The 26,507-nt window shown below is 62.6% G+C and carries 26 protein-coding genes, 1 tRNA gene and 2 pseudogenes; 18 read left to right on the top strand and 11 right to left on the bottom strand.

Translation table 11 applies throughout. From position 1 onward, the window contains the following. The first annotated feature begins 51 nt into the window (after positions 1-51). The 3 genes from QMK31_RS03685 to QMK31_RS03675 all read left to right on the top strand — a co-directional run bounded on the left by QMK31_RS03685 (position 52) and on the right by QMK31_RS03675 (position 2,778). Positions 52-987: a LysR family transcriptional regulator gene (locus tag QMK31_RS03685; protein ID WP_502852473.1), complete on the top strand. Its 936-nt coding sequence runs from the start codon at positions 52-54 to the stop codon at positions 985-987. A 91-nt stretch (positions 988-1,078) separates the two neighbouring features. After that, positions 1,079-2,602 (top strand): glutamate--tRNA ligase, encoded by a 1,524-nt coding sequence (gene gltX / locus QMK31_RS03680; RefSeq protein ID WP_283499565.1) that lies wholly within the window; start codon positions 1,079-1,081, stop codon positions 2,600-2,602. 104 nt (positions 2,603-2,706) lie between these two features. Next, positions 2,707-2,778 (top strand) — tRNA-Gln (locus tag QMK31_RS03675). 603 nt (positions 2,779-3,381) lie between these two features. Here the strand turns inward: QMK31_RS03675 and QMK31_RS03670 are convergent. Together QMK31_RS03670 and QMK31_RS03665 are read right to left on the bottom strand one after the other, a co-directional pair. Continuing rightward, positions 3,382-4,726 (bottom strand): annotated as a pseudogene (locus tag QMK31_RS03670) (IS1380 family transposase). A gap of 498 nt (positions 4,727-5,224) precedes the next feature. Beyond that, positions 5,225-6,004, bottom strand: a complete 780-nt coding sequence (locus QMK31_RS03665) for a carbon-nitrogen hydrolase family protein (protein WP_283499564.1) — start codon at positions 6,002-6,004, stop codon at positions 5,225-5,227. Between the two features lie 115 nt (positions 6,005-6,119). Between QMK31_RS03665 and QMK31_RS03660 the strand changes: the two genes are divergently transcribed. After that, positions 6,120-6,551 (top strand): Lrp/AsnC family transcriptional regulator, encoded by a 432-nt coding sequence (locus QMK31_RS03660; protein WP_283499563.1) that lies wholly within the window; start codon positions 6,120-6,122, stop codon positions 6,549-6,551. A 137-nt stretch (positions 6,552-6,688) separates the two neighbouring features. Here the strand turns inward: QMK31_RS03660 and QMK31_RS03655 are convergent, their stop codons facing one another. The 4 genes from QMK31_RS03655 to QMK31_RS03645 are packed head-to-tail and all read right to left on the bottom strand — an operon-like array spanning position 6,689 to position 8,599. Beyond that, positions 6,689-7,390: an MmgE/PrpD family protein gene (locus QMK31_RS03655; protein ID WP_283499562.1), complete on the bottom strand. Its 702-nt coding sequence runs from the start codon at positions 7,388-7,390 to the stop codon at positions 6,689-6,691. Positions 7,391-7,443: 53 nt separating this feature from the next. After that, positions 7,444-7,620, bottom strand: coding sequence for an MmgE/PrpD family protein (locus QMK31_RS17290; protein WP_502852368.1), 177 nt, complete (start codon positions 7,618-7,620; stop codon positions 7,444-7,446). Beyond that, a complete protein-coding gene (locus QMK31_RS03650; protein WP_283499561.1) occupies positions 7,604-8,173 on the bottom strand; it encodes an IclR family transcriptional regulator domain-containing protein in 570 nt (189 codons plus the stop codon). Before QMK31_RS03650 ends, QMK31_RS17290 begins: the two co-directional genes overlap by 17 nt. Before the next feature lie 36 nt (positions 8,174-8,209). Beyond that, complete coding sequence (locus QMK31_RS03645; protein WP_283499560.1) at positions 8,210-8,599, bottom strand: winged helix-turn-helix transcriptional regulator; 390 nt, start codon at positions 8,597-8,599, stop codon at positions 8,210-8,212. A gap of 78 nt (positions 8,600-8,677) precedes the next feature. On the opposite strand from QMK31_RS03645, the gene QMK31_RS03640 reads away from it, so the two are divergent. From QMK31_RS03640 to QMK31_RS03630, 3 genes are all read left to right on the top strand, one after another. Beyond that, the gene (locus QMK31_RS03640; RefSeq protein ID WP_283499559.1) at positions 8,678-9,085 is read left to right on the top strand and encodes a RidA family protein; all 408 of its coding nucleotides are present in this window, start codon (positions 8,678-8,680) and stop codon (positions 9,083-9,085) included. 327 nt (positions 9,086-9,412) lie between these two features. Next, positions 9,413-10,006 carry a TetR/AcrR family transcriptional regulator gene (locus tag QMK31_RS03635; RefSeq protein ID WP_283499558.1) on the top strand — a complete coding sequence of 198 codons (594 nt, stop codon included), beginning with the start codon at positions 9,413-9,415 and terminating at the stop codon, positions 10,004-10,006. 82 nt (positions 10,007-10,088) lie between these two features. Continuing rightward, positions 10,089-11,138: a medium chain dehydrogenase/reductase family protein gene (locus QMK31_RS03630; protein WP_283499557.1), complete on the top strand. Its 1,050-nt coding sequence runs from the start codon at positions 10,089-10,091 to the stop codon at positions 11,136-11,138. Here QMK31_RS03630 and QMK31_RS03625 read toward each other — a convergent pair. Further along, complete coding sequence (locus QMK31_RS03625) at positions 11,135-11,779, bottom strand: TetR/AcrR family transcriptional regulator (protein WP_283499556.1); 645 nt, start codon at positions 11,777-11,779, stop codon at positions 11,135-11,137. The genes QMK31_RS03630 and QMK31_RS03625 overlap by 4 nt on opposite strands. A gap of 98 nt (positions 11,780-11,877) precedes the next feature. Here QMK31_RS03625 and QMK31_RS03620 point away from each other — a divergent pair, with 98 nt between their 5' ends. The 6 genes from QMK31_RS03620 to QMK31_RS03595 all read left to right on the top strand — a co-directional run bounded on the left by QMK31_RS03620 (position 11,878) and on the right by QMK31_RS03595 (position 17,194). After that, complete coding sequence (locus QMK31_RS03620) at positions 11,878-13,206, top strand: MFS transporter (RefSeq protein WP_283499555.1); 1,329 nt, start codon at positions 11,878-11,880, stop codon at positions 13,204-13,206. Then, positions 13,203-14,120 (top strand): MBL fold metallo-hydrolase, encoded by a 918-nt coding sequence (locus tag QMK31_RS03615; protein WP_283499554.1) that lies wholly within the window; start codon positions 13,203-13,205, stop codon positions 14,118-14,120. The genes QMK31_RS03620 and QMK31_RS03615 overlap by 4 nt, the downstream gene beginning before the upstream one ends. A gap of 554 nt (positions 14,121-14,674) precedes the next feature. Beyond that, positions 14,675-15,025 (top strand): hypothetical protein, encoded by a 351-nt coding sequence (locus QMK31_RS03610; protein ID WP_283499553.1) that lies wholly within the window; start codon positions 14,675-14,677, stop codon positions 15,023-15,025. 73 nt (positions 15,026-15,098) lie between these two features. Next, positions 15,099-15,545, top strand: coding sequence for an SRPBCC family protein (locus tag QMK31_RS03605; protein WP_283499552.1), 447 nt, complete (start codon positions 15,099-15,101; stop codon positions 15,543-15,545). A 210-nt stretch (positions 15,546-15,755) separates the two neighbouring features. Beyond that, entirely contained in the window at positions 15,756-16,061 is a 306-nt protein-coding gene (locus QMK31_RS03600) for a hypothetical protein (protein WP_283499551.1), read from the top strand. A gap of 356 nt (positions 16,062-16,417) precedes the next feature. Further along, a complete protein-coding gene (locus QMK31_RS03595) occupies positions 16,418-17,194 on the top strand; it encodes an endo alpha-1,4 polygalactosaminidase (RefSeq protein ID WP_283499550.1) in 777 nt (258 codons plus the stop codon). Here the strand turns inward: QMK31_RS03595 and QMK31_RS17285 are convergent. Continuing rightward, positions 17,173-17,727, bottom strand: coding sequence for an ROK family protein (locus QMK31_RS17285; RefSeq protein WP_502852471.1), 555 nt, complete (start codon positions 17,725-17,727; stop codon positions 17,173-17,175). The genes QMK31_RS03595 and QMK31_RS17285 overlap by 22 nt on opposite strands. Before the next feature lie 586 nt (positions 17,728-18,313). On the opposite strand from QMK31_RS17285, the pseudogene QMK31_RS03590 reads away from it, so the two are divergent. Then, a pseudogene (locus tag QMK31_RS03590) lies at positions 18,314-18,688 on the top strand (transposase); the annotation flags it as partial. Positions 18,689-18,808: 120 nt separating this feature from the next. Here the strand turns inward: QMK31_RS03590 and QMK31_RS03585 are convergent. Further along, a complete protein-coding gene (locus tag QMK31_RS03585) occupies positions 18,809-18,973 on the bottom strand; it encodes a hypothetical protein (RefSeq protein WP_283499549.1) in 165 nt (54 codons plus the stop codon). A 406-nt stretch (positions 18,974-19,379) separates the two neighbouring features. On the opposite strand from QMK31_RS03585, the gene QMK31_RS03580 reads away from it, so the two are divergent. From QMK31_RS03580 to QMK31_RS03565, 4 genes are all read left to right on the top strand, one after another. Then, positions 19,380-20,381 carry a hypothetical protein gene (locus QMK31_RS03580; RefSeq protein ID WP_283499548.1) on the top strand — a complete coding sequence of 334 codons (1,002 nt, stop codon included), beginning with the start codon at positions 19,380-19,382 and terminating at the stop codon, positions 20,379-20,381. A gap of 349 nt (positions 20,382-20,730) precedes the next feature. Then, a complete protein-coding gene (locus tag QMK31_RS03575) occupies positions 20,731-21,726 on the top strand; it encodes a Gfo/Idh/MocA family protein (RefSeq protein ID WP_283499547.1) in 996 nt (331 codons plus the stop codon). 293 nt (positions 21,727-22,019) lie between these two features. Beyond that, positions 22,020-22,766: an HAD family hydrolase gene (locus QMK31_RS03570; RefSeq protein WP_283499546.1), complete on the top strand. Its 747-nt coding sequence runs from the start codon at positions 22,020-22,022 to the stop codon at positions 22,764-22,766. A 200-nt stretch (positions 22,767-22,966) separates the two neighbouring features. Beyond that, entirely contained in the window at positions 22,967-24,490 is a 1,524-nt protein-coding gene (locus tag QMK31_RS03565; protein WP_283499545.1) for a PucR family transcriptional regulator, read from the top strand. Position 24,491: 1 nt separating this feature from the next. Here the strand turns inward: QMK31_RS03565 and QMK31_RS03560 are convergent, their stop codons facing one another. Both QMK31_RS03560 and QMK31_RS03555 read right to left on the bottom strand, forming a co-directional pair. Continuing rightward, positions 24,492-25,139, bottom strand: coding sequence for a DUF6308 family protein (locus QMK31_RS03560; protein WP_283499544.1), 648 nt, complete (start codon positions 25,137-25,139; stop codon positions 24,492-24,494). Between the two features lie 30 nt (positions 25,140-25,169). Further along, entirely contained in the window at positions 25,170-26,507 is a 1,338-nt protein-coding gene (locus QMK31_RS03555; RefSeq protein WP_283499543.1) for an NAD(P)/FAD-dependent oxidoreductase, read from the bottom strand.

Here is a 26,507-nt window from a genome sequence, read left to right as displayed (position 1 = left end):
AACGGCCAGTATTCGATGCAATCCATAGGCGGAAGTTATGATTAGCCCATGATGCCGAGCCCGGACGTTGATGCTCATGCCCTGCGCGTTGTGCGTGCGGTGCACGAAAGCGGTTCCATCACCGCGGCCGCAGCCTCGCTCGGCTACAGCCAGCCTGCCGTCAGCCAACAGCTCAAGCGGCTCGAGCAGCGGCTCGGCCTCGCGGTGATCGAGCGGGTCGGCCGAGGCGTTCGACTCACCGAAGCGGGCCTCGTGTTGGCCCGGCACGCCGTGACCGTCGGCACCGCGCTCGATGCAGCGGCGGGCGAAATCGCCGAACTGCAGGGGCTTCGCGCGGGGCTGGTGCGTCTCGTGGCGTTCCCGTCGGCATCCGCTACCCTCGTGCCGAGCCTGCTGGCGCGCATGAAAGAACAGCATGGCCAGATCAACATCACCTATCTTGAGGCCGAACCGCCAGAGGCCGTCACCGCCGTGCGCGAGAATCGCGCCGACCTGGCCATCACGTTCAGCTACCCGGGGGACCGGGTAGATCCGCACCGGGCGAGCGCGCAGGGGTTGCGCGTAGCTACCCTGCGACGAGACGAGATGATGCTGGTGCTGCCGGTCGGGCATCCACTGGCCGGTGCTGCCAAACCGATCGACCTCGGCGACCTCGCGGATGAGAACTGGGTGGCCGGCTGCCCGCGCTGCCGCGGTCACTTGCTCGACCTGTGCGATCGCCGCGGATTCGCTCCGCGTATCTCGTACGAGACCGACAACGTCGCCGCCGTGTTCGGGCTCGTCGAGGCCGGCATCGGCGTGGCATTGCTGCCGGCCCTCGCGATCGAGTCCGTCGGCGCACGGCCGGGCGTTTCGATTCGCGCCACTACCGGCCGCGACCATCGCACCCTGCACGCCGTGACCGCCGCCGGAGCTGAGCGCGTTCCTGCGCTGGCCGCAACGCTACGCGCGCTCATGGCGCTTTTCGCGTCTAAATCCACCTTGTGAACGCGGGCGCAGCCGAGAAAATCGGGCCCAGGTTGCGGGCCAGGGCCCGGAACGCGAGGCGGCAGGGCTCACGCAACTAGAATCATGAGTAATGTCTGACACCACTGCACACCCGTTTTCTACCGCCACCGGAACCGATGTTCGCGTGCGGTTCTGCCCCTCGCCGACCGGAACGCCCCACGTGGGCCTCGTTCGTACCGCCATGTTCAACTGGGCCTATGCCCGGCACACCGGCGGCACGATGATCTTTCGCATCGAAGACACGGACGCCGCCCGCGACAGCGAAGAGAGCTTTCTGCAGCTCGTCGAGGCCATGCGTTGGCTGAAACTGGACTGGGACGAGGGCGTCGACGTCGGCGGACCCCAGGCGCCGTACCGTCAGTCCGAGCGCTACGACATCTACCGCGGCGTCATTGAGCAGCTCAAGGCGAGTGGCCACATTTACGAGAGCTTCGTCACCGGCGAAGAGATCGAGGCCCGCAACCGCGACCTCGGCCGTGATCCGAAAATGGGCTACGACAACTTCGAGCGCGACCTTACCGAGGAGCAGAAGGCCGCCTACCGCGCCGAGGGCCGCTCTCCGGCGCTGCGCCTTCGGGTACCCGACACCGAGCTCTCCTTCGACGACCTCGTGCGCGGTGAGATCACCTTCCCGGCCGGCTCGTTCAGTGACTTTGTGGTCGTGCGCCCGAATGGGCATCCGCTTTACCCCTTCGTCAACCCGGTCGATGACGCGCTCATGGGAGTCACGCACGTGCTGCGCGGCGAGGACCTGCTCTCATCGACACCGCGCCAGATCGCGCTGTACCACGCGCTCATTGACATTGGCGTGACCACCTTCATTCCTCGCTTCGGTCACCTGCCCTACGTCATGGGTGACAAGAACAAGAAGCTTTCCAAGCGTGACGCCGAGGCGAACCTGTTTCTGCACCGCGACCGCGGATTTATCCCCGAGGGCCTGCTTAATTACCTCGCCCTGCTGGGCTGGTCGCTCTCGCACGACCGCGACGTGTTCTCGATCGAAGAGTTCACGGCCGCATTCGACGTCGTCAACGTCAACCCGAATCCGGCCCGCTTCGACCTCAAAAAGGCCGAATCGATTAACGGTGATCACATTCGTCAGCTCGACGCCCCTGACTTTGCCGCCCGACTCGTTCCCTATTTGGTGACCGCTGGCGTGCTCGGCGAGACGCCGACCGACGCCGACCTGGCCATGCTCGCCCAGGGCGCCCCGCTCATTCAGGAGCGCATTGCCCTGCTTGGCGAAGCGCCCGCCATGCTCGGTTTTCTCTTTGTGAGCAGTACAGACCTCGTTCTCGAAGCGGATGCGCTCGCCTCCCTCCCACAGAACGCCGCCGACATTCTTGGTGCTTCTCGCACGGCGCTGGAAGGTATTCCGGAATCGGAATGGAACACCGACCGAGTGCATGCGCTGCTCGCCGAAACCCTCATCGAGGGGCTGGGGCTCAAGCCGCGCGTCGCGTTCGGACCGCTGCGCGTCGCGCTATCGGGCCGCAAGATCTCGCCGCCGCTTTTTGAATCCATGGAAATTCTGGGCCAGGCCGAGACCCTGGATCGCCTCGATCGGGCCCTCGCGGTGGTGATGCACGCCTGACAGCGGGGCCGGTAGGGGCTTCGACTCGCCGGGGGACACCCGGTTTGGCCTCTCCAGCCCAAGTGGGCTAGGCTGCTACTCGGCCCGGTCTTCGGATTAGGCATTGGGGTATGGTGTAATTGGCAACACGGATGATTCTGGTTCATTTGTTCTTGGTTCGAGTCCAGGTACCCCAGCTTTATGCTGATGAGAGGCTATTTTCTCACAACGCGATGGCGTTCTTTCGCCGATGAGTGCCACTTTGCGTGTCACAAACGCGCAAGTGAGTGATCGTCTACGTATTGCGGCGGGGTAATTTCTGCGGGCATCGCGCGGACTTGTTTGCCGTTTAATCGGCGAAAACGCTAACCGACTCGGATGTCAGAAGGCTGCGGCGAACGTGGATTCGGTTGGGCTCGCGCGTGAAAAAGATGCGAATAATCTTGGTTCGAGTCCCGGCACCCTAGCCGTTTCGCCCGCAATAAAAACCTGATGATCAGGACTTTCCTTTTGCCCAGTTTTCAGCCCTATGCAGACAATGCAGAGTGAGTGGCCATCCACATTCGGGCCGTCGGCGAGAATCGGTTGGTTTGGGTTCGCGAGCCCCAGGTGCAGATTGTCGACTCCGATGCGGATGTCCCGTTCGTCGTCCCACTTAGCCTGAATCCACCGGTCGGCCTCTGAGTGGATCCTGTTTTCGGTTTGGCGAGCTTGCCGAGTTTCCGGCGCGGGTGAGGTCCGGGACTCGCGGCCCGGGTGTTCCACTGGTGCTCCTGTTGATGCTGTTAACGGCTGGTTGGTCAGGTGGGGTCGGGTCGTCGCGGGCGGAAGTTCTGATTGAACAGGGCCGTCCAGGGTTTCTCCCAGGGCCAATGTTCGGGCAGGTGCAGAGTGATGCGCCGTGCGGAGGAGGAAATCCTGGCGGGGACGCTGGCAAACTTCCGGCGGATCGTTGCGGTGGTTGCTCGGGCGAGACCGTTTCCCGCGATCGTCGCAGCAGCGCGGGTGAGGTTAAACGCCATCACGGCCAGGACCAGCCAGGCCGCATTGGCAGTGAAAACGCCTGAGGGCAGGTGCGCCAGAGCGCTGCTCTTCAGGTCGGAATTCACGAGCTCTATCACCGCGTGGGCGCGGTGAGTTTTGTCGGCTGTGACGGTGTCGAGAGTGCTGGTGGTGAAGAATGCGTGGAACCGGTGGGTGTCGAACAGGGTCGGCTGGTCGACGTTTTTCCTGTTCAGTTCCAGAATTCGCCGCACGACCAGGCGCCCGGTGATCTGCTCGCTCTTCTTGCGGGACGTGAACGCGGTGAACGGGACCTCGGCGACTTCGGCGTTACTGATCCACGTTTTCGTGCCTTCGTCGTAGATCGCGTTGGTGTATTCAATCGCTGTCCAGGCGTTGTCGGGGATCGTTCCGATTGCTCGTTTGATGGCGGGGTCCATGCGGGCGGTGACCGTAGAAGGCAGAGTCGGCACGAAAGAGCACGCGTGCCTTGTCGGCTCCGCGGAGCCGTTTGGTCGTGGCGAGGGCGTCTCTGATCAGGCGGGCGGCGCCGCGCGGTGATCCGCAGGCACCGCGGCGCAGTCGCTGGCCGATGATGATCGGCGCTGATACGTCGGTCTTGACTGTCGCGAGGATGGCGTTGAGGCCGCGCACCCCGGAGTACCCGTAGCCAGAGCCTTCCTTCTGGTATCCGTGGACTTCGATGATGGTGTCGTCGACATCGAGGAAGACATAGCCGTCCGTGTCGTGCACGAGCAACGGGGTTTCAGCGGCCAGGACCCGCACGAAGCGTGAGGCGACGGCGTCGAGTTGCCGGACGTGACCGAACGTGAATTCGCGCAGGAACGATCCCAACGTCGACGGCGCGTAACAGTTGGTGAAGACCTTCCGCATGCCGCCGTGGCGAAGAATCGCGAGGTCGTCGATCGAGTCCGCGCCAGCGACCATCCCGCCGACCAGAGAGGTGACTTTCAAGCCGGCATTCGCGCCCTTATCGGTGGGGACGGTCAACCAGTGATCAGCCAAGGTCGCCAATCACGCACGGGCGGCCAATTTCATGATCGGGACCAACCCAGCGAACGACACAAGATTCGGGTCGGTGAATGATGCAGAAACGGCGCGGTTGGTGTGGGAAACTTGCATCTACGAGATGCCCCTCTGCTTGGTAACGTTGAACTCTAGACAAGTCCTATTTTACCTGATCAGAAGGGCATTCTCGGTTTAACGCGCCGTCAGAACCTCACGTCGATCGGTGGATTCAGGCTTAGGGATGGGGCGGCACGAAAGCGGTTCGTGTGCTCTTCTAAGATCTAGCGCCCTGGAGTCGGCGGTGGATCGTTCGGGTGACTCGGGCGTTGGACGGCCGTCCGATCACGAGGACGGCCGGGACGCTTGCCCCGATGAGGGTGAGTACGAGACCAGCTTGAAGCCCCAGAGCGGCACTGTCTCGATCCAGGCACCGCCGATCCTGGTGGCGCGGTTCCATGCGGTTTGGTACGCGCCGAGAGCGAATCCGGCGATCAGGCCCAGCGGGACCACCTCCCCGCAGGCGCGGCACCAGAGCCCGCATCGGCGAGGTGCTGGCCCTGCGCCCGCCCCCGACTGTCGGGGGCGGATGCTCCGCTTCCCGGCTGCAGAGAGCTATTCGGCTACATAGCGGGGGTAGGTCGACTTGGCGGCACGGGCATCCGCAAGGTCGATCTCCACGGTCGCGAACGGGTCATCCTCCGAAGTCGTCGCGAGCACGTTTCCCTCGGGATCGATGATCCATCCGCAACCGCCGAATCCCTCGGCGTCGTCCAGCGGGCTGCCCAGGTTCGATGAGACACAGAAAGCCCCCGAGGTGACCGCCGCCGAGCGACCGCCGGCCAGCCACTTGCTCGTCGACGTTCTCGGAGTCGCGCGTGGTACGGCCACGATGTCGGCTCCCTCACGGCCGAGTCGGCGCGCCCATTCGAAAAACCACAGCTCGGTGCAGACCTGCACCCCGATGCTGGCGCCGGCTACCCGGGTCTGTGGGAATTCCAGCGCTCCGCGGTCATACCAGCTGGCCTCCCAGTATCCAGCTTCATCGGGGAGGTAGTACTTCTCGCGGATGCCCCGCGCCGGCTGCCCGTCGGTCGCTACAAAGACCTCGTTGCGACGGCTCGTGCCGTCGCGAAGGATGGGCCGGGTGCCGAGGACCGCACCCGCATTCCACCCCTCGATCTCGGTCAGGACGCGGTGTTGCTCGGCCACCGCGGCGGCCCAGCGATCCGCAGCATCCGGTGTCGGCCGGTCGTTCGCGAGCCAGTCGGAAAACGGCATCTCAGGCAGAACGAGCAGATCGGGCCGAGCGGACTCGACGTGGGCGGCAAGCAGGCTCCACACCTCCTCGCGTGCCGTCGAGCGGTTGTCGAGCTGACAAACGGTGATCTTCATCGGGGTCCCTTCGTGGGTGGTGGGCCGGCGCAATCTGACCGCCGAACTTCAGGTTAGCGACAGCCTGCTCGTCGGTGCGCGGCGTTCTTTTGCGTGATCAGTGACATTGTTGCGTATGGACGAAATCGACTCCCGCCTCGTTGAGCTTCTGACGATCGACGGACGCGCGACACTCGGCGAATTGGCCACCGAGGTACATCTATCCGGCTCGGCGGTGAAACGACGAATCGACCGGCTCACCGCAACCGGAGTGATTAAAGCATTTACGATCGCCCTCGGCCACGACCAACAGACGGTCCCATTTCAGGCTTTCGTTCTCGTTTCGCTTAGCCGACACGTTCCCGCGAACGAGGTCACCCGGTCGCTTAAGGCGGTGCCGGCAGCGCAGACCGCCTATAAAATGTCCGGGCCCTGGGACTGGATAGTATTGCTCAGCGCCCAGAGCGCGTCAGAGATTGACGGCGCCGTCGACGCCGTACGGTCCCTCGGGATTGTTCGCCAAACCGAGACCGGGGTAGTTCTGGCGGAAGTAGCGCTCGGCCGCTGAACCCGTGAACTCTGTGGACCCACGGCACCACCGCAGATCTACAACGTCGCGTGCGCCGTTAACGGGCGGACGGTGTGGCAGGCCTGTCCGACCTATCGTCCAAACCACACCGTTCACCCGGCCAGATGGCCCGCGAGTCACCCCTCGACCGCGTTCACAACGTCAGTGGGAAAAGCAAGCGCACTTCCCACGGTCGGTGCAAGCAGCGCCATCAGGTCGCGAGGCCCATTCTCATTTTGTTCGAGGCCCAGAACGGCATCCTGGATGGCCTGACGGCGATCGTGGTCGATGATGTGTTCGGTAAGCATTCGGTATTTCGCTACGATCTCGTCGTCGCTCAGCGGATTGCCGAGGCTGCCCGTGGGCTTGTCGACTATCTTTTCTCGGCAACTACCGTCTTCCATAGTGATTCGCACTCGAGTCTTGTACGTCGATCCGTCAAAGTCGGGGTCATGGGTCACCGTTGCTTTTTCGATGAGATCCCAGACGTCGTCGCGGTTGATCCGATCGGGTTCGTACTGGTCGATCAGAGCTGCGCCATCGAGCAGCACGACCGGTACCGTGTATTTCAGACTCATCTGAGCCGTGATCGGGATCAAGGGTCGCTGAATGTCAAAGCCGCCGTGGTGAAATACGGCGTCGCTTACATCTACGCGAATCTCTCTGATGGATGTGACATCGATGGGCGTATGCGTCTCGAGAGCGAGAACATCGTCGATCGCGGCGTGGAGGCCGCCCATCGACGCGTACGGCTTGATGCCGTAGCGCATGGTGCGCCAGCGGCTGCCGAGGCCAGCGGCGATTTGCGAGGGGTCTGGATCGTGTCCCTCTCCGAACACAGACAGAAATCCTCCGTATTCACGCTCGAAGACGCGCTTGACGCCGACGTACCCTACGGAGGCCAGGGCAGTTGGGCGCCGACAAGCAAACATCCGATGCCGTCCAGCGTCAGGTAGCGCGCACGATCGCGCACTTCCAAGGGAATATCGTCCAGCGTCGTATTCGCCAACCAGCTTGCAAGTTGGCCTGTTGGTCCGGACGGGTCAGTGGGTTCAAGGTTGCTTGTCATGGGATTCTTTCCGATTGGATGTTGTAACTAAGAGGTCAGTTCGTGCGTTTGCGAGCATCCTGCTGTCATCCCAGCGAGAGGCCGGGCCGGACACGGCGATGCTGGTCGTGTGCGCCGTTGCGCTGGTTGATCCGACGGCGGCGGCGATGCCATTCACCCCGGGGTGGTTCGCCCCGTGGGAGATGGCACAGCCCAGTTCCCGAACGCGCGCCACCTGGGCCAGCACGACGTTGCGGTCAGGTTCCGCGGCTGCACGGGTTACAACACCGGCAACGTCCTCGGCGGACAAGGCAGCGAGGATGGCCAAGCCGCTTGCTCCACGAAACAGTGGTCCCGCCTCGCCGACCCGTGCGACGCGTCGCAACGATTCCTCGGTGTTCTCCATTCCGAGAACGAGTACGGCGAGACGATTGATGGGGTCACCGGATGTCATACAGATCGACGGATTGGGCGGATCGCGCCCGATCACATCCACGATCGCGAAGTAGCGGACGCTCCGTTTGTGGTGTTCGACATCCTCGAGGACCGCACCGATATCGCCATCCAGAACCACTGCGCTGGCGTGGTCCGCGAGGATTAGGCGCCGCGACTACTCGTCCTCGTTCTCGTCGTCGTCGTCGAACCGTGCCCGTGCCCGCGCCACCTCCGGCATGTTCGCCGTCGTCCAGCGCAGCAGCGCGTCAATGAGCTCATTGAGCGTGTCGCCAAGCGGGGCGACCCGGTACTCGACGGCGAGGGGACGCGTGCTGATCACGTGGCGCTCGATCATGCCGTTGCGCTCGAGGCGACGCAGCGTAGCGGTGAGCGACTTCTGCCCGACGACCGGGATCTCGCGGCGCAGCTCGTTGAAGCGCCGGGGGTGGCCGCACAGCACATCGAGTACCTGCAGCGACCACTTGTCGAGAACCTGGTCGAGTAGTTCGCGGTGCGGTGCATCGACCTGAAGGAGGGCAGCGTCGGGGTGGGAGGTTTCTTTCATAACACCTAGTCTCGTTGAAGTTCCCTTCATGCACCAGGTAGAAATGGGGTACTTACTCGCTCGAACAAAGGAAAATCTATGACCGTGCAACTGCTATCCCCCGAGGGCATGCTCCAGCCCGTGCCCTACTCCCACGTCTCCGTCGCGACGGGCAGCCGCCACGTGCACGTCGCTGGGCAGATCGGCCGCGACCCCGACACTGACCAGATGGCCGACGACCTGGCCGGGCAGGTCGCTCAGGCGCTGCGCAATACCGCCCGTGGGCTCGCCGGCGCGGGTGCGACCTTCGCCGACGTCGTGCGTCTGCGCTTCTTCGTCACCCAGTGGTCGCCAGAGAAGATGGGCGACTTTATGACAGGCGTCGAACTCGTGGCCAGGGAGCTCGGTCTGCCTCAGCCAATGCCACCGGCGTCGCTCATCGGTGTGGACATTTTGTTCGAAGCCGACGTGCTCGTCGAACTCGAGGCGTACGCCGTGCTCACCTAAGCAGGCGGCTGTGCCAGCAATGACGCATGAAACGGATGGGCATCAACATGCACATCGGGGTAAATCGCCGCAGTTCATCCTGAATTTACCACGACAGGCGATCCGTGGTTCGTTGCCGTACGAGGCGTGAAGCGCTACCTCGCAGCGCGAACCCTGTCGGACTCCCGATCCACCTGCCGATTTTGGCGGTCGAACTCAGGGTCGTCGAGCCAGAAGAGGCGGTCCCCACTCTTTGGACGCGTGATCGCTCCCGTGGACAGCCCAACCCTGGCGCGTCCGCGAAGACTCCACTTGACAATTCACACTTGTGAGTGTTCAATCAGTTACATGTCACCCACCGTCGCCGCAAAAACCGCACCTTCCCGGTCCACGGCAGAGGCGCAACGCGCCAAGATCGTGTCGCGAGCCGTCACGGTATTCTCCCGTGCGGGTTTTCACGCCACACCGGTCGCTGCGGTTGCCGAGGCGGCGGGCGTGTCTCCGGCGTACGTGTTCCGACTGTTCCCGGGTAAGGTCGGCCTCTTCGTCGCGACCGTTGATCACTGTTACGCCCGCGTCTGCGAAGCCCTCGTGCAGGGAGGGGAGACTGCAGGAGCGGCCGGTCCGGCCGAGATCCTGGACCATATGACCGGCGCCTATGTCGACCTGATTCGCGACCGCGACCTGATCATGCTGCAGGTGCATGCTCAGAGCGCGTGCGATGTTCCCGAAGTCCAGGATGCCGTGCGTCGTGGCATCGCGAATGTTGTGCGTGCTGTCTCGAGACTGTCGGGGGCGGATGCGGCGAGCGTGCAACGATTCATCGCCTACGGGCAGCTGTGCCACCTGGTCGTTCTGGCTGACCTCTCCGGCGTCAACGAAGCCTGGGCGGACACCGTGAGTGACGGCATCCGTCACAGCGACGCGAACCCCAGGCCGTGACATCGATGAGGGCCACGATTTTTCATTCATACCCAAATAAGTGACTGACCAATCAGTAACATAACAAGATCTGGAGAAGACCATGTCGAACACCACAACCCCACAGCCGGTTACCGCCACCCAGGTGGTGCTGCCCGGCCTCGTCGAGCCCGAGGGTCTATTGATCGAGCGCGTGACGCTCGATGAGCCGGGGCCGGGGCAACTGCTCGTCGCCGTCGAGGCGACGGGCATCTCGTTCGCTGAGCAATCGATGCGCCGCGGCCGCTACTTCGGGCAGCCCGCGTTCCCGTTCGTCCCCGGCTACGACGTGGTCGGAGTGGTCCTCCGAACCGGCGCCGGCACCGACCCATCCCTGATCGGGCAGCGGGTTGCCGCTCTGACCAAGACGGGCGGATGGACCAGCCACGCACTCGTCGCGGCACGCGACAGTATTGTCGTCCCGGCCGGGATTGACCCGGCCGACGCGGAAACCGTGGTCGTCAACGGAGTGACGGCCTGGCAGATGCTGCACCGCTCGGCGCGAGTGAAGGCGGGGCAGACGGTCTTGCTGCACGGAGCCAACGGCGGAGTCGGCGGCATCCTGATTCAGCTCGCCCAGCACGCCGGCGTGCGGGTGATCGGAACGGCGTCACCACGTCACCACGACGCCCTCCGTGCGGCGGGCGTCGACCCGGTCGACTACAACGACCCCAACCTCGCCGCGCGAGTGCTCGAACTCGCACCCAATGGTGTGGACGCCGTCTTCGACAATGTTGGAGGGGAGATGGCACGCACATCGTTCGGCCTGCTGGCACCAGGCGGGGTGCTCGTCTGCTATTCGATCATCGCCGAGGTCGGTGGCACGGGCGGACTTCTCATGCCGTTCGCGAAGGCGATCGGCCACATCGCGCTCTGGAATCTGCTCCCCAACGGTCGCCGCGCGACCTTTTACGACCTGTGGGCCGGACACAAGCGCAGGCCAGCGCGGTTCCGAAAGCACCTGGAGGAGGACCTCGGTCAAGTGTTCGCCCTCCTGCTGGACGGCACCGTGAAAGCCAACATTGCCGCCCGGTTCCCTCTCGCCGAGGTGGTGGCCGCTCTCACACTGGCCGAGTCGAGAACGGTCAGTGGCAAGGTGATCCTATTTCCTTAGCCAGCCGCGGTGGACAGCGACCGGATGTGGCCGATCATCGTGTCGAGGGCGATCTCAAGGGGTTTGGTCTCGCGCCTGGTCCTGGTCAGGAGCGCCCCACCCTCGACCGCGGCGAGGAGGGCCACCGCGAGGCCGTCAGGGTCGGCATCCGCACGCAGTTCACCGCGGTCGCGCATCGCCCGGAGCCCCTCGCTGATCGGGGCCTCCCAGCGCGCAAACGCGTTCACGAGGTGCTCACGGGCATCCGGTTGGCTGTCGGCAAGCTCGCTCGCGAGCGAGCCGATGGCGCAGCCGCCCAGGCAGCCCCGGCGATCCTGAGCTGCCACGAGCCGGTCGCGCCAGGCCTGGAGCGCCTCGAAGCTGTCGAGCCGGTCGGTTCGCAGGCGCTGGTTGATGAGGATCGCGTCTGCCTGGAACTCGATGACAGCGTGCACGAGGCCTCGCTTGTCACCAAAGTAATGGTAAAGCTGTGACGCGCTCACCCCCGCTGCGCGCTGGACGTCCTCGATGCTCGTGCCAGCGACCCCCTGGGCGATGATCAGCTCCGCCGCGATCTCGACGATCCGTGCCCGCGTTGCCTCACCCTTCGCCGTGAGTCGCGGCTCGGCCCGAGTCGGCTGGAGGGTACTGGTTGCTGTCATAAAGTCACCCTAACATTTTTTGGAGTTGATATTCCAAAAAAGAATCCCCAGGATAGAAGTGATCACTCCAAAAAAACACCAAGCCGAAAGAAGACAACATGTACGTACTCGGGAGACGAGCCAGCCTCTGGGTGGCCGCTTCGGTCGCCGCAATTGCTCTCTGGACCAGTGCGGCGCCCACGATGACGTACCCGCTCTACGCTGCGGAGTGGCACCTTGATGCGACGGTGACGACAGGGATCTTCGCCGTCTACCCCGCCACTCTCGTCATCGTGCTCCTTCTCGCCGGTGACCTGTCCGACTATCTTGGTCGCCGAACGACGATCCTGCTGGGCCTCGCCACTTCACTGGTGGGCGTGTTGCTCTTCGCCGTCGCGCCCGACGTCGGCGTCGTCTTCGCCGGTCGCGCACTGATGGGCATCGGTGTCGGCCTCTCGCTGACTCCTGCCACGGCCGCGATGACCGAGTTCAGCGCCCCGGGAAAGGCGAGCCGGGCCGGCTCGATCGCCACGCTGGCCACGGCGGCCGGCCTGGGGCTGGCCTTTCTCGTGGGCGGTTCCCTGATCGAGTACGCGCCGTTCCCGACCCGCCTGAGCTTCTGGGTACTCGCCGCGGTGATCGCGGTCGTCCTCGTGTTCGCATGGTTCCTGCCGCGGCACGCCGCGGACCCGGCGACCGGCCACTGGCATCCGCGTGCCCCGCGTCTCGCGAGCGGATTCCGCTGGATATTCGTCACGTCTGCGATTGCGATGACCGCCGCGTTCGGTGTCGGCACCATCATGATGTCGCTCGGTGCCCAGATTGCGCGTGACCTGATCGGGTCTAACAATGCGCTCGTGACTGGCGGCATCCTGGCCATGTTCGCCGTCGTTATCGCGGTGGTCGCTCTCCTCGCAAAGGGTACGCCTGCCAAAGTCGCGATCATGCTGGGAAGTGCCGGCACGACGATTGGGATGACCTTGCTCGCAGTGGCCGCCGCCCAGGCCTCTCTCGTTCTCTTTCTCGCCTCAGCGATCGCGATGGGCACCGGCTACAGCCTGCTGTTCCTCGGCGGGCTCGGCCTGATCACCGCTAACGCTCCCGCTCGCTCCCGCGCGGGCGCCATCTCAGCCGTCTACCTCATCGCGTACCTGATGCAGGGCGTGACCGCCCTACTGCTTGGCGCCGTGGCCACGCGGTCGGGGCTCACTCAGGCCCTCAACCTCGGTGCGCCCGCCATCGCGATCCTGAGCATCGCGGCCGTCGCGGCCTCCTTGCTCGTCAGCAGACACCAACCGCATCCCGCTGGCCGCCGCCGGACATCCCCGCCGGACATCCCCGGCGAACTGAGCGCGCCAACGCTGAGGTCGCCAACACTGACATCGCCAACACCGAGCGCGCCCATCGGCACGCTCGCACTGATCAACGAAAGAGAGTACACACGATGAGCACAATGCGTATCGGATCGTTCGAGATCCAACGAGTACTCGAATGGGTCGGACCGATCAAGACCGTGGGCGAGATGTTCCCGGACACGGCCGACGAAGCCTGGACCGAGGATCTGGCGCCCCACCACTGGACACCGTCGACGGGAGCCTACCGCGCTGCAATCCAAACGTGGGTGCTGAGAGAGGGCGGGCGTACGATCCTCATCGATACCGGAGTCGGCAACGACCGTGCCCGCCCGCAGGCCCCCGCCTTCGACCATCTGGATACGGATTTCTTGCAGCGGCTCGCCCGGCTGGGGGTCGATCCAGCCGAAGTCGACGTCGTGGTCAACACGCACATCCACTATGACCACGTCGGATGGAACACGAGGCTCGACGGCACGAACTGGGTGCCGACGTTCCCGAACGCCACCTATCTGGTCCCGCAACGCGACTACGACTACTTCAACCCCGAGAACGCCGGAAGCATGCGCGCGGCACGCACCGAGGACGAAGAGCGGCGATTCGCCGGGGCGAGGCTCGTGTTCGCAGACAGCATCACACCGATCGTCGAGGCCGGACATTTGCAAACCTGGGACGGCGAACATCGCATCGACGACGCGCTGCGGCTCGAGTCCGCACCAGGTCACACACCCGGTTCATCGGTAGCATGGCTCGAAACCGGCGCCGGGGCGGTCTTCGTCGGCGATCTCATGCACACACCGGTGCAGATCGCCCATCCGGACGACCCGTGCGCCTTCGACCTGGATCCCGAGGCGGCCAGCGCCTCTCGCCGACAGGTGCTCAGCGCCGCTGCCCGGGCGGGTGCCACCGTGTTCCCGGCGCATTTTGCGGGTCACGGTGCGGCATCCGTTTCTGCCCATGATGCGGCCAATTTCAGGGTGGACAAATGGGCGGACTTCACCGCTGTATAGCAACGGCACGCTCATCAAACAGGGCATGACACTCATGACACAAGGAGACACGACCATGAACCGACCACGTGACATCGACAGAAGCGCGCCAGATATCTCTCACCAGACCATTTCCATCGCGGCGCCGCTGGCTACCGTGTGGGCTCTCCACAGCCACGTGAATGCGTGGACGAGCTGGAACACCGACCTATCCGAGGCTCGGATCGAGGGCCGACCGCACACTGCTCATGCTGCAGGTGCATGCTCAGTCGGTCGCCGACATTCCGAAAATCGGTCGCGCCCTTCGTGAGGGGTCGCCAAGATCACCAGGTTCGCGAAGTCACGCTCGGGGTCGAGCGATGCAGACGTCCAGCGGTTCATTGCGTACGGCAGCTATGTCATCTCAGCCTCACCGCCGGTATCGATGCCCGGTCTGAGGACTGGGCGCGGTTGCTGTCGAACGGCACGCAGCATCCGTTCTGACCGGTCCGAGCAGTCAGTGCGCTTTTTTATTTGTGCCAATCAGTGAGTGCACAGTCACTCTCAACACCCACTAACAGAACGGAACTCGCATCATGACAACCTCGACCATCCAAACCCCCACCACCGTCAAAGCTCGCCGGGCCTCCAAACTCGTGCTCATCTCCCTCTGGGCGGTGCCGGTGCTCGTTGTCGGCAGTTTCGCGATGCTAGCGGTAGTGCCTGTCATCCTGGTGCTGATCGGCGCCTTCCGGGAGAAGACCACCCGTGCGCTGCGCTGGTGGGCTATCGCTCTCACCGCCGTGTACGCCACGCCGCTCGCAATCTGGATTCTGCGCGCCGACGGCGCCCAGAGCCTCTCCAAGGACATAAGCCCGATCTTCGCCACGCTCATCGTGCTCGTTTCCGTCGCTTTCCTGGTGCGGATCTACACGCGCAAACGCTGACTTCGGTCGCTGGCCGACACCCGCCGTACCACCTTCGAACACACAACTAGAATCAGATCCAAGGAGCATCATCATGAACAACCCCACCGACGTCGATCGCACCGCGCCCGTCATCGCCCGCCACTCCATCTCTATCGCCGCGCCGGTCGCCACCGTCTGGGCGCTGCATACCGGTGTGAATGCCTGGGCCAGCTGGAACACCGACATCACCGAAGCGCACCTGAACGGACCGTTCGAAGTGAGCAGCACCTTCGATTGGACCAGCCACAACTTTCCGGTGACCTCGGTGATCTACGCGATCGAGCCCCAGCACCGCATCCTATGGGGCGGCCCAGCCAGCGGCATCACCGGCATCCATGAATGGCTGTTCGACGAGACGCCGGAAGGCGTGACCATCACCACTACCGAATCCTTCGCCGGCGCGCCGGTCGAAGCCGATGTCGCCGGGATGCAGACGACCCTCGACGGATCGCTGACTTCCTGGCTCTCCGAGATCAAGCGGGCCGCAGAAAACGCCTGATTGGCAGGCAAATGTCGGGTCGAGTAGGGCGCCCAGGCCGCGTCGAGGCTCCCGCCCGGGTTCACTGGGACTTGAGTTCTCGACACGAGACAACAGCGTTGAGAACATCACGGTGCGCGCTTCGCTGCTCGAACTGGCAATATGCAACGATGACTCCGTCGAGCGGACCTTGGCGTTCTGAGACTGAGGAATGTCGTCACTTTTGGGCAGGTGTACCTCACCACGGAGGGGAGATTGCGCGGCGGCCGCATCGAGGCCGACGGTGTCCATGTCGCCGAGGCAGACACCAGAGGCAGGGCCGATCGACCGACGGGCTTCGGTGTCGAGGCGCTGCACGGCGCCTTCACCGTCTGGAATAGGCAGCGCGACTCCGCAGTGAGCCTCGCTGCGCGCCTCGAAAACATCTCCGCGGGTCGCGCCGATGCGTCCGTCCGCGGCAGTGGGATTTTCGTCGGCGGCTATGGAGACACCGCGGGCAAGGCCGACGGCGGCACGATCTCAGTCGACATTCTGTAGACCGGCGACGTGTTCTCCGACGGAGGAATCGTGACCGGCGCACCTGATCTGATCAGCGGAGGTGTGTCATCAGTGGCGCGACCGTCACGAGTGTAGTGAACCGTGGCGCCACCACGACGTTTGGCCAGCGCGCCCAAGGTGTTGGTGCGGGAAGTCGATATCATTGCGCAGGAGAAGCCCGAGCGCATTTACCAGCATTCGCGCGCGGCGGCAGTTGCCGGTGCGGATACCGGGCGCCGGAAGCCCCGCAACGACATGGGACGGCCATCGGCGGCTCAACCCCCGGAAAGGCCACTGTCCGCTATGACCAATAGGCTGAAATCCGCATGACACGAATCCGAATCACATGGGCAGCGATGCTCGCCGTTGCGCTTCTTCTTAGTGGGTGTGCCGCGGACTTGGCTGTCCCTCCTGGTATCGTTCTCCCTCCCACGTCGGGCGCGTTCGACTACCAACTCGGCGGCTCCTACCCGCCGCCGGACGGAGTCACCGTAGTCACCCGCGACAGCAATGATGAGCCAGCTCAAGGCATCTATACGATCTGTTACGTCAATGGGTTCCAGACGCAGCCAGGAGTGAGCTGGCCGAGCAGCCTGGTCGTCAAAACTGCAAGCGGCGTGCCTCTCGTCGACCCGGGTTGGCCCGATGAGCATCTGCTCGACATCTCAACCGCCGACAAACGGCGAGCAGCCGCAGAGATGCAAGCGAAAACCATCGCGCAATGCAAGACTTCAGGGTTCCAAGCGGTCGAATTCGACAACCTCGACTCATACACCCGATCAAAGGACGCGCTCACCGGGGCCGACGCGATCGCCTTCGCGAAGCTGTTGGTCTCGGATGCCCACGCTGACGGTCTCGCGGCGGGCCAGAAGAACACCGCACAGCTGGGCTCGCGCGGCAAGTCGGAAATAGGTTTCGACTTCGCGATGGCGGAGGAATGTGACCGATTCGCCGAGTGTGACCAATACGCCAAGGTCTACGGGGCGCACGTAATTGACGTCGAATACACCGACGACCTCCGAGACAGTTTCGCAGAGGCTTGTGCCCGCCAAACAACGGCTCAGCTGATGATCTTGCGCGACCGCGAGCTGGTGCCCCATGCTGCACCTGCCTACGTATACCAGAGATGTTGAGAAGTCCGGCTGTCGGCTCCAACATGGGTTGGCCGCGGGAATGTGCCGGTCAGGCTGTCGAGAGAGGTCATGACTGATTGGCGGTAGTGCGGGAGGCGGCCGGCTTCGGGATGTTGCCTGTCGGCGCCACGGAGGGGCTCGCCGGCCTGCATTACGCTGACACCGATCCCCGTGCCCAACGTGGCCCTCAGGATGTTGTCGAAGCCGCGCACGGCGCATGAGATGGCCTCCCCGAGGGCCGCGGCGACTGGGTCGTTGTCGATGAAACTCGGGATGCAGAATTTGCCCGTGAGGATTCCGGGAACATCGACGCCGGAGAACGCAGGGAAGGTGCTGGGGTTCTTGATGATTCCGTCACGGTCAGCGGCTCTAGCGCAGAGGACTGAGTGACGAGCAGCGGCTTCTTCCGCCCATTGTTGCCCACATCGGCTGGCCGTGACCGCCGTGAATATTGCTCCGGCGGCGCTGGCAAGTGGGAGCCGCCCACCACCTACGACCGGGTCACCTCGGTGGCGCGACTTCGCGGACGTCATCGCCATCAGCAGACACCACATATTCACCTCGGGCGAGATGGGTGCGGCGATGGACGGTGTGGCCTACCACCGCAAAATTGAGACGTGAGCGACAGGAAGACATCGCGGAACGGACAAATGGAGCCGCTGAGCAGGTGCCACTTTGGATGTCATAAACCCTTCAAATTGCCAGAATCAGTTCGTTTAAACACGGGGTAGAAGGTAACCTAAATTAACCAACTTACGCATAATCACGCGGAACTTGGGGGATGGATGCCACTCAAACTGGCAGCCCGGCTCGCTTCATTTGTTCTTGGTTCGAGTCCAGGTACCCCAGCACTAGCTCCTGAGTTTCCGCGGAAACCAGGGGCCTTTTTTGTTTCCAGACACACCGTTCACGGCCCGAAGTGCCACTTTGGGTGCCAAAAACGATTCCCAGACGCCGTTTTGGCGACAGCGATGGCGCCTAGCCCGGCCAACTACGCGTGGTCATGTCCCATTGAGTGGTGTAGTTTCCCGGATTTGAGCGTTGCTTCGTCAACGCAAGGAGCCATCGTGCGATGGTCAGTGAGTACCGACTAAAGCAACTCACGAAGGACACCACACGATGGCTCTAGACCAGTCTGCCCTGCTCACCCTGCTGGGAGACCTCAAACTCACCGATGTCACCGACCGAATCCGCGTCGCGACCGAAGCTTTGTATCAAGAACTGATCGATGCGGAGGCGACCGCGTTCATCGGCGCCGCCCCGTTCGAACGCTCCGGCGACCGCACCACCCACCGCAACGGCACCAGGCCGCGGACGTTGAGCACGATGGCCGGGGACCTCGATCTGAAGATCCCGAAGCTGCGCGCCGGCTCCTTCTTCCCGGCGCTGTTGGAGCGGCGCCGCCGGGTCGACCAGGCGTTGTTCGCGGTCGTGATGGAGGCCTACGTTCACGGCGTATCGACCCGGAAGGTCGACGACCTCGTCAAAGCCCTCTGAAAGTGGTGCGCGCAACTCCCGGGCCCCCCGAAATTCTTCCCCCAGGGAGTTCGGTCTCGAGACTCACATCGACTGACCGACTGAACTCGGGCATTGGATAGCTAAGTCAAGACGTAATTATCGTTTTTTGTAGAGGTTCCGCGACAGGGTGGTGGACAAGCTTACGGTCATGGCTGAGCGGCCGGCACCGTCAGTTGTGGATCCAACGCCGATGTCCGTGACCTCCAGCGAGCGCTGGTCGGCGAATTCGATCACCGGGATCGGCGCTACGGTCGATTGCATTATGACGCCTTCTGCCGGTGCGAACGAGGTTCCGGTTTTCGACGCGGTGGTGGAGACGGTTCAATGCCGATTCGTCGGCGGGCTCGAGCGTCGTGCTGGCTGACCCTTTCGCGTTCCTTGGGGATCATGACCTAAGCGGGTTCCCGCGAGACTTGATGGTCAATGCCGACCGGGGCAACATGCGCGCTTCGGGTGGCCAGTTCGCAGCTGAGCTCGCCTTCGCGGATGGTGACGTTGAGCGTCATGTTCTACCCGAAACCCCGCACGCATTCTTGAATCGTCCCCACCTGGCAGCCTTCACCACGGCGATTGATCTCGTCGCTTCATGGTCTTTGCGTCGATGAGCTTCTCGTAGTTAGCTCGTGCCAAGATGAGTGACGTTCAACGGCGATCTGAAAGGCGGCTCATGCGCGTTCTGGCGTTCATCTTGTCCATCGTTGTTTCGACCGCACTGTTGATGGCAGGAGTGGTTCTTCTCGTCGTTGAGACGAAAGAAACAGACTCGGTCTGGATCTTCATTGCATCATTGGCAATGGTTGTGTTCGTCTATGGTCCGCTAACGCTGGGGTCGTTCCGGGCCTATTGGGACGTGACCGGTTCGAAGGAATCCCGGCGCTATTACCGCCGAATTGTTCTGGTCGTCCTTGCCCTAGAGGTGCTTGCTGCGATCGTCACGGTCATCTTTGCCATATTGACGGTGGCCGGTCCGCTCATTCCTGTTGCCTTCATTGGTGGCGGCGTGATCCTCACCGTTACGGCTATTTTCCTTGGCCCCGCGATCTACCGATATGACCGCGCTCATCCGCGCGCTGTATCAGCCTGGGTGGCAATCGAGAAGGCCGCGATCACAAAAAGAATCATGGCCACAACGATTACTTTTCTGGGCGTTCTAGTCTTGGGTCTCATTGGCACGGCCATCGTGAACGGAGTCGCTACAAACGTACTGAGTGTTCCCCAGATGCTTCTCTTTGCGCTGTCGTTCGCATTCATTTCCTCCGGAGCTGTATGCGTGTTCTCCACCCTCGGGTGGAGCCGCCGACTTGTAGACGTTACTGATAGAGATCCATCCCGTCTCCGCCGAGTTGTCAGAGTTGTCCTTCGGAACAAACCCGCCGATCTCGATGGCCGAGACCTCGTGGCCGCGGCGCGGTACGCAGCCGTGATCTCCGTGACGCTGTCATTCCAGCTGGCCTACATCGTGCTGCTGTACGCCGGTCTTTTCCTCCAACAAATTAATGTGCTCCGCACTGGCATTGCCGATACTTTCTCGATCGCGATCATAGTTTTCCTCGTCGTGATATTGGCCGTTCTGCTGCCTATACAAATCGTTCGCATTCGACGTGCACGCCGATATTCGCGAGATCACTCAGTTGATCTCAACGAGCCAGTCGGAGCGAGCGCAAACTGACGATCGCCGCAGGCGAGGCTGCAGAAGCGGTCCGCTTGGAAGGTTTCGCGTCTTCATTCGAACGGTTGACTTGAACGTTTGTTCGTGTCAGTCTGTTGACAATATCGTGGCCAATATCACAAGGGTGTTTATTATGCTTAGACAGACGATCGAGAATTGAGAAGTCCTCGTTTCCACACCCGGTCAACTTCACGAGTTGCCCAAGATCTCAGCCCCACGGTTGCTCTTGGGGAGACCTAAGAGCGGAAACTTTCGTGACCGGCGGATGACGGCCGTCTTGCGCCGGCCGCTTGTTATTGGAAAACTCCGTCTTTCTCGGGCGGGGCAGGTTCTAAAAAGGGAGAGTTTAATGAGCGAGAAATTGCGTTGGGGCGTTCTGGGCACCGCCCGAATTGTCCGTAAGACAATTCCGGCGTTGCAGGAAACGAAAAACGGTGAGGTCGTAGGTATTGCTTCCCGTACCGAGGAAAAGGCGAGGGAGTACGCCGACAAGCACGGCATCCCACAGGCGTTTGGCTCTTATGAGGCGCTTCTCGCTTCCCCGGACATCGACGCTGTCTACATTGCGTTGCCCAACTCACTGCACCTCGAGTGGATTCTAAAATCCCTGGACGCAGGCAAGCACGTCCTTTGTGAAAAGCCCTTGGCGATGAGCGCCGCCGAGTGCGAGAAGATTTCTCGCAAGACCAACGAGACCGCACTCAAAGTCTTAGAAGGCTTCATGTACCGTTTTCACCCGCGTTTCGAGAAGCTACAAGAGCTGCTCGCGGCCGATGCCGTGGGCAAATTGACATTTGTCCACGTCGGTCACTCCTTCGATGCGGGCGGGGACGACAATATTCGCTGGTACACCGGGCTTGGCGGAGGCGCACTTTTCGATGCGGGGTGCTACTGCGTCAACATGAGCCGGATGGTCACGGCGCAGGAGCCGACTCGAGTCGCCGCTTTCGGCAACTACCGCGACGCCAACGACGGAGGTCTCATTGACACCAGCATTGCGGGCATGCTGCGCTTCCCCGGCAGTGCAACCGCGCTTTTTGATACCGGAGTGAACCTCGAGCGCCGTAATTTTTTGGAAATCACGGGTACCGAGGGCAGGCTCTACGTCGACAATCCTTTTGGACTCCTAGAGGAGGATTCGGTCTTGGAGGAGCATCACTTCGGTCAGGACACTATTTATCACAACGTTAAGGGCGAAAACCACTTCGTACGGATGGGCGAACACTTCGCGGACAGCGTCATCAACGGTACGCCGCTCCGCTACGATCTCACGGACGCTACAAACAACGCGCGGGTGTTGGAATCTCTGGACAGGGAAGCGCGGAAACAAGAGGCGGGCGTCTGACCCGAGAACACAATCCGTCGTTGGCATAGGCGTTAGCCGAAGACGCCGCTCGAGCCGGAGAGACAGAGACTCTATCCACTCCCCACCGCCGAAACCGATCCAACATATCTACCCTTCGGACCCGAGCAGAGGGGCGCGGAGTACGTCCCCTTCAGTCGAGAATTGTGTGCTGTGCAGTGGGCGGACCTAGGACTATTCGGAAGTGTTTCAGCCGAGGAGACCTTCTATAGGGCTAGGCGCCAATCCCTGCTCAGATCCGCGCAACCCCCGAAATCCATTCCAGAGTGCCGAGAATGAAAGACGCATACATGACCAAGTTCGATGAACGAACCATCCCTGTCTCCGGAGCCAGTGCCGGTGAGGTGAGCCGACCTGTGCGACCCGTGATCGGGCAGACGTTTGACGCTGTCCTGTTTGATATGGATGGCACCCTCATTGACTCGACTCCCGCGGTGCGTCGGGCCTGGTTCGCGTGGTGTGCCGAACGTGGACTCGATCCATCGTTCCTCGAGGGCGCCCACGGCCAGCCGGCCCGGGATATTGTGGGTTCCCTGGTTCCGACCGAGGAGTTCGACGATGCCTTTGAGCGCATTCAACAAATCGAGATCGCCGAAGTCGCTGACGTCACGGTCCTTCCGGGAGCCGCCGAAGCGCTCTCGGCTATCGGGGAAAATCGCAAAGCGATCGTCACCTCGTGCACGAGACCCCTGGCCACGGCACGAATCATGGCTTCCGGGCTGGCGCCACCCCGGGTGGTAGTTACCTCCGACGACGTTGTGCGGGGAAAACCAAACCCTGAGCCCTTCGCTCTGGGCGCCAAGCGGCTGGGCTTCGACCCAGGCCGCTGCCTCGTCGTCGAGGACGCACCGAGTGGCCTGCGCTCCGCGCATGATGCCGGGTGCACGACGCTGGCGGTGGCGGGCACCCATACATCGGCGAGTCTGAGGGCTGACTTGGTTATTGCCAGCCTGGTCGAGCTCGAATTTTCGGCAACGGCTGGCGGCATCCACATCGCGCGGCACACGTCCCCAGACCGGTAATTTCTCCGGCTGCCAAGAGCATCTCCAAGTACTGCGGCGATGGTGTGCAAAATGCTCGACACAACGTTCGTGGGACGCCCTCGTCCTTGCGTCACCACATTTCTGGAACGTTGACCGTCTAGGGTCGAGTAATGATCCCCGGTAGTGCTTTTCACGCGACCGGCACCAATCTGCGCGCCTTGTGGCAAACCCAACCCGCAATGATTACGACCACCGTGCTCTGGGCTCCAATTCATCGCTTGAACGCATCCATTGCCTGGGTCACGGTCTGGTCACCAAATCAGAACGACAGCGACCTCTCTGGACACCTCCTCCTAGCCACCCCCGAGACTGCGCTGTCGGCAATCGACTCCGCGGCTGAGTCGGGGGCCGTCGCGATCGCGGTGCTCGCCGCGGACGCCGACGTCGACCCCAACGTCCTCGCGGCCGCTGGTCAGGAGAAAATCGCGCTTGCCTCGGTCACGACCGCTTTGACGCCGGCTCGTTTGGCACGGCAGTGGTGCACCCAGCTAGTGCAGGCGCGCGACCGTCGGGCCGATGAGGCTCTCGACCTGCACGAGCAGTTGGCCAGGGCACTGCTCGCCAACGCGGGAATCAGCGGTGCCCTGCGCCTGGCCTTGCGACCGCTTCCCGAGGTGGAGGCTGTTGCCTTCAGCTATTTCGGTGAGATCGTCGGGACACGCCAACCTTCTGCCCGCATCGTGACCGAGGTGGGCAATCTATTCACGACGGCGAAGCGTCTTCTCGGCGACCGCGACTGGGCCGAGGAAACGCAGGACGATGGGACGACGATCACGGCTGCCACGGTGCGCGTGTGGCGCAATCCAGAGGTCTTTCTCGCCTTTAGGAGCACCAGAGCGGCCACGGACCGGGATCGCCTTGCTTTTCGACATTGCACTTTGGCCGTGCTGCTCGAACTCGGCCGACAGCAGACCCTTCGCCGCGCCCGCCGGGCCTCGGTGGAACCATTCCTGCGCGGCCTCGATGAGGGGAGTCTCAGCCTGTCGGATGCGAGAAATCAACTCCAGAATCTTGGCTTCCAAGCCGTCGAGGGGTATCGGATGCTCTGCCTGAACGCCCCAGTCGAACTCACCACCGGCCAAGTCTGTTCCCTCGCTGAAGATGCGCTCGAAACGTCGGGAACCCCCATCGTTGGTTCCATCGATGAACACGTCTACTGCCTCATCGAGGAGTCCGGCGCGGACCAGGCGCAGCGGCTCTTGGACGCCTGTGTCGGGCGTGGTTTTACCGGGGTGAGAATCGGCGTCAGCCGGGTAAAATCCGACGCGGTCAACTTGCGTGCGGCCATGCGCGAGGCAAATATCGCTGCGTCGCAGCAGAGCCCGACCCAGAACGGCATTCAGCGGGTCGAGGACCTCGGAATTCAGTCAATGCTCGCGCCGCTACTTAGTTCTGACGCTACAACGTCGTTTCTGGCTGGCCTACTCGGTCCGCTGATCGAGCGGGACAGCGCTGAAGACACTCGTCTGTTGGAAACGTTGGTCGCCTATTTCAATGCTGGTTGTCATCCAGGGCCGACCGCTTTGACTCTCAATCTGCACCGGCACAGCCTTGGAAATCGGCTTGATCGTATCGAGGCATTGCTCGGCATGGATCCGCGTAACCCTCAGCACATGCTGACCTTCTCACTCGCCGTGGAACTTTGGAAAGAATTGGGCGATTCTGGCCGCCGAGTACTGAACGGAACCGTGACTCGGCCTTAGGTCACCCGGCTGAGGAATCGACCATCTGCTGGGCGATGATGCAATGAAGGCGCACGTCGCTAAGCCGCGAGAGGGCGCGAGTGTACTCGTCGGGATCGGCCTTCAGCCGTATGCGGAGTCGGGTCAGTTCGTCATCATTGGTAACGAGGTCACGCCGAATGGATTCCCAGAACATCGGTGTTGAACTGTGAAACTCGCGCGCGATCTCACTGGCCACTGGCGCGTAGTAGACGAGCAGCGCCTCGGTTAACAAAGGCACAAGGTACGGGCGCCGCAGATGCAGAATAGCGAGGGCGAGGGGGGCCCCAAGCCCGTGGCGATATCGAAAGTGCGTGTACAGCTCGGTTACCCGGTCGAGCAGCGCCGGATCGAACGCCGGGTCGGCGTCCCGCAATTGCAGTTGCTGCGGCACGCCGTCCCAATTTGCGCTCGCAGCCGCGATGAGTGCCCGTGATACCCGATCAGCGTCGAGATCGACGCCGAGCGCAAGAATCCGACCGAAATCAGCGAGAGTTAGCCTGTCGTCCGGCTGCGGATCGTGCGACTGTATATTTCCGGCGAAGTCGAAGTAGATGACGGTGTCCTGCCGGTAGACATGCACAAGAAGCCATGCCTCGCGCTCGTCGAGCCAGGTTCGACCAATCCGCATTTTCGGCCTCCGCAGGTTGCTGGTGTAACTCTATGCCGACACTGCCACGCGATTTCGCTGAGCTGTCGGTCCGGGACCGCGGCTACCGAAGCGGTTTGCATCGAACGGCGCGCTCCAGCCGGGCAGCTTCTGGCCGCCGATGGCGCTGATAGCGAGTTCAGCTGATGCCGGACCGAGAGTTAGCCCGATCATGTTGTGTCCCGCAGCCACCACAACGCGGCCGCTGGCACGGGCGGCGCCAATCAAGGGGAGTCCATCGGGCGTCATCGGCCGGGGCCCAACCCACTCGTCGAAGCGGGCATTCCAGTCGATCCCCGTCAGGTACGGGCTGGCCGCGCGAATGATGCGTTCGATGCGACTCGGGTTGAACTTGTCCATCGTGCCATCGAACTCGACGGTGCCGCCGATGCGCAGCCGATCACCCATCGGAGTCGCCACCGCGTTCGATTCGGGCATGTTGATTACGTGTTCCGGCATCGATTCTGGAGTGACGCTAAAGCTGTAGCCCTTTCCAGATTGGATTGGTGCGCGCACCCCGACGCTCTTGAGCACCTCGGGGGTCCAGGCGCCGGATGCGATGACGACAGCATCAGTAGGCCGATCGCCTGTATCCGTGTGCACAACGACCGAATCACGGTACGGGGTGATGCCGGTGACCTCGGTGTGTTCGATGAACTCGACTCCGGCCAAGAGCAGGGCAGCGTGCAGATCGTGCACGAGTATCGACGGATCAACGAACCACTGGTCGGGCCAGTGGTATCCCGCCACGACCTTGTCTGAGACGACCGGCGCACGTTCTCGAATCTGGTCGCCTGAGATCAGTTCGGTCGGCGCGGCGAGCCCGAACCGGCGCACCCTCTGTGAGACCGCAAACTCGCGGTTGGCCCGGGCATCATCGGCGTAGCAACGTAGGTTGCCCGATCGGTCAAGGGTGGTGGCGACGCCCATGTCGGGGAGCTGCTCAAACAGCTCGAAGCTACGCTTGGAGAGTGAAGACAACGCCTCAAACCCGTGCTCGTACGCGCCTGGGCGGCAATTGCGGGCGAATCCCAATAGCCACCGGCTGAGGTTCACGCTCGGAGGCAGATGAATGCGCAGTGCAGCATCGGGCGCGAGCGAGTTTGCCAGCCCATTCTTGACCATGCCCGGTGCTGGCATGGGGTTAGCCATGGATGGGCAAATCTCTCCGGCGTTGCCTTGCGACGCGCCGCTACCCACCACAGTTCGTTCGATTACACGCACCTGGTATCCGGCGCGCTGGCCATAGAGTGCCGTGAACAGGCCGATGAGCCCGCCTCCGACAACGGTGATCTCCCTGACTCCAGGGCGCTGGGTCTGCCTGGTGCTCGGCCGGTTATCCGCGCTCAT

The organism is Cryobacterium sp. PH31-O1 (assembly GCF_030063455.1).
Lineage (GTDB): Bacteria > Actinomycetota > Actinomycetes > Actinomycetales > Microbacteriaceae > Cryobacterium.
The sequence above is the reverse complement of the archived record's forward strand: the minus strand, read 5'-3'. Positions and strand labels throughout refer to the sequence as shown.

Coding starts and splice junctions, on each gene's coding strand:
- QMK31_RS03630 (WP_283499557.1), top strand. CDS start 10,089: ATGTCGAACACCACAACCCCACAGCCGGTTACCGCCACCCAGGTGGTG.
- QMK31_RS03665 (WP_283499564.1), bottom strand. CDS start 6,004: ATGAAGATCACCGTTTGTCAGCTCGACAACCGCTCGACGGCACGCGAG.
- QMK31_RS17290 (WP_502852368.1), bottom strand. CDS start 7,620: ATGACAAGCAACCTTGAACCCACTGACCCGTCCGGACCAACAGGCCAA.
- QMK31_RS03620 (WP_283499555.1), top strand. CDS start 11,878: ATGTACGTACTCGGGAGACGAGCCAGCCTCTGGGTGGCCGCTTCGGTC.
- QMK31_RS03625 (WP_283499556.1), bottom strand. CDS start 11,779: ATGACAGCAACCAGTACCCTCCAGCCGACTCGGGCCGAGCCGCGACTC.
- QMK31_RS03615 (WP_283499554.1), top strand. CDS start 13,203: ATGAGCACAATGCGTATCGGATCGTTCGAGATCCAACGAGTACTCGAA.
- QMK31_RS03595 (WP_283499550.1), top strand. CDS start 16,418: ATGCTCGCCGTTGCGCTTCTTCTTAGTGGGTGTGCCGCGGACTTGGCT.
- QMK31_RS03580 (WP_283499548.1), top strand. CDS start 19,380: ATGCGCGTTCTGGCGTTCATCTTGTCCATCGTTGTTTCGACCGCACTG.
- QMK31_RS03585 (WP_283499549.1), bottom strand. CDS start 18,973: ATGCAATCGACCGTAGCGCCGATCCCGGTGATCGAATTCGCCGACCAG.
- QMK31_RS03560 (WP_283499544.1), bottom strand. CDS start 25,139: ATGCGGATTGGTCGAACCTGGCTCGACGAGCGCGAGGCATGGCTTCTT.
- QMK31_RS03570 (WP_283499546.1), top strand. CDS start 22,020: ATGAAAGACGCATACATGACCAAGTTCGATGAACGAACCATCCCTGTC.
- QMK31_RS17285 (WP_502852471.1), bottom strand. CDS start 17,727: ATGACGTCCGCGAAGTCGCGCCACCGAGGTGACCCGGTCGTAGGTGGT.
- QMK31_RS03605 (WP_283499552.1), top strand. CDS start 15,099: ATGAACAACCCCACCGACGTCGATCGCACCGCGCCCGTCATCGCCCGC.
- QMK31_RS03565 (WP_283499545.1), top strand. CDS start 22,967: ATGATTACGACCACCGTGCTCTGGGCTCCAATTCATCGCTTGAACGCA.
- QMK31_RS03555 (WP_283499543.1), bottom strand. CDS start 26,507: ATGAGCGCGGATAACCGGCCGAGCACCAGGCAGACCCAGCGCCCTGGA.
- QMK31_RS03575 (WP_283499547.1), top strand. CDS start 20,731: ATGAGCGAGAAATTGCGTTGGGGCGTTCTGGGCACCGCCCGAATTGTC.
- QMK31_RS03685 (WP_502852473.1), top strand. CDS start 52: ATGCCGAGCCCGGACGTTGATGCTCATGCCCTGCGCGTTGTGCGTGCG.
- QMK31_RS03645 (WP_283499560.1), bottom strand. CDS start 8,599: ATGAAAGAAACCTCCCACCCCGACGCTGCCCTCCTTCAGGTCGATGCA.
- QMK31_RS03610 (WP_283499553.1), top strand. CDS start 14,675: ATGACAACCTCGACCATCCAAACCCCCACCACCGTCAAAGCTCGCCGG.
- QMK31_RS03640 (WP_283499559.1), top strand. CDS start 8,678: ATGACCGTGCAACTGCTATCCCCCGAGGGCATGCTCCAGCCCGTGCCC.
- QMK31_RS03635 (WP_283499558.1), top strand. CDS start 9,413: ATGTCACCCACCGTCGCCGCAAAAACCGCACCTTCCCGGTCCACGGCA.
- QMK31_RS03660 (WP_283499563.1), top strand. CDS start 6,120: ATGGACGAAATCGACTCCCGCCTCGTTGAGCTTCTGACGATCGACGGA.
- gltX (WP_283499565.1), top strand. CDS start 1,079: ATGTCTGACACCACTGCACACCCGTTTTCTACCGCCACCGGAACCGAT.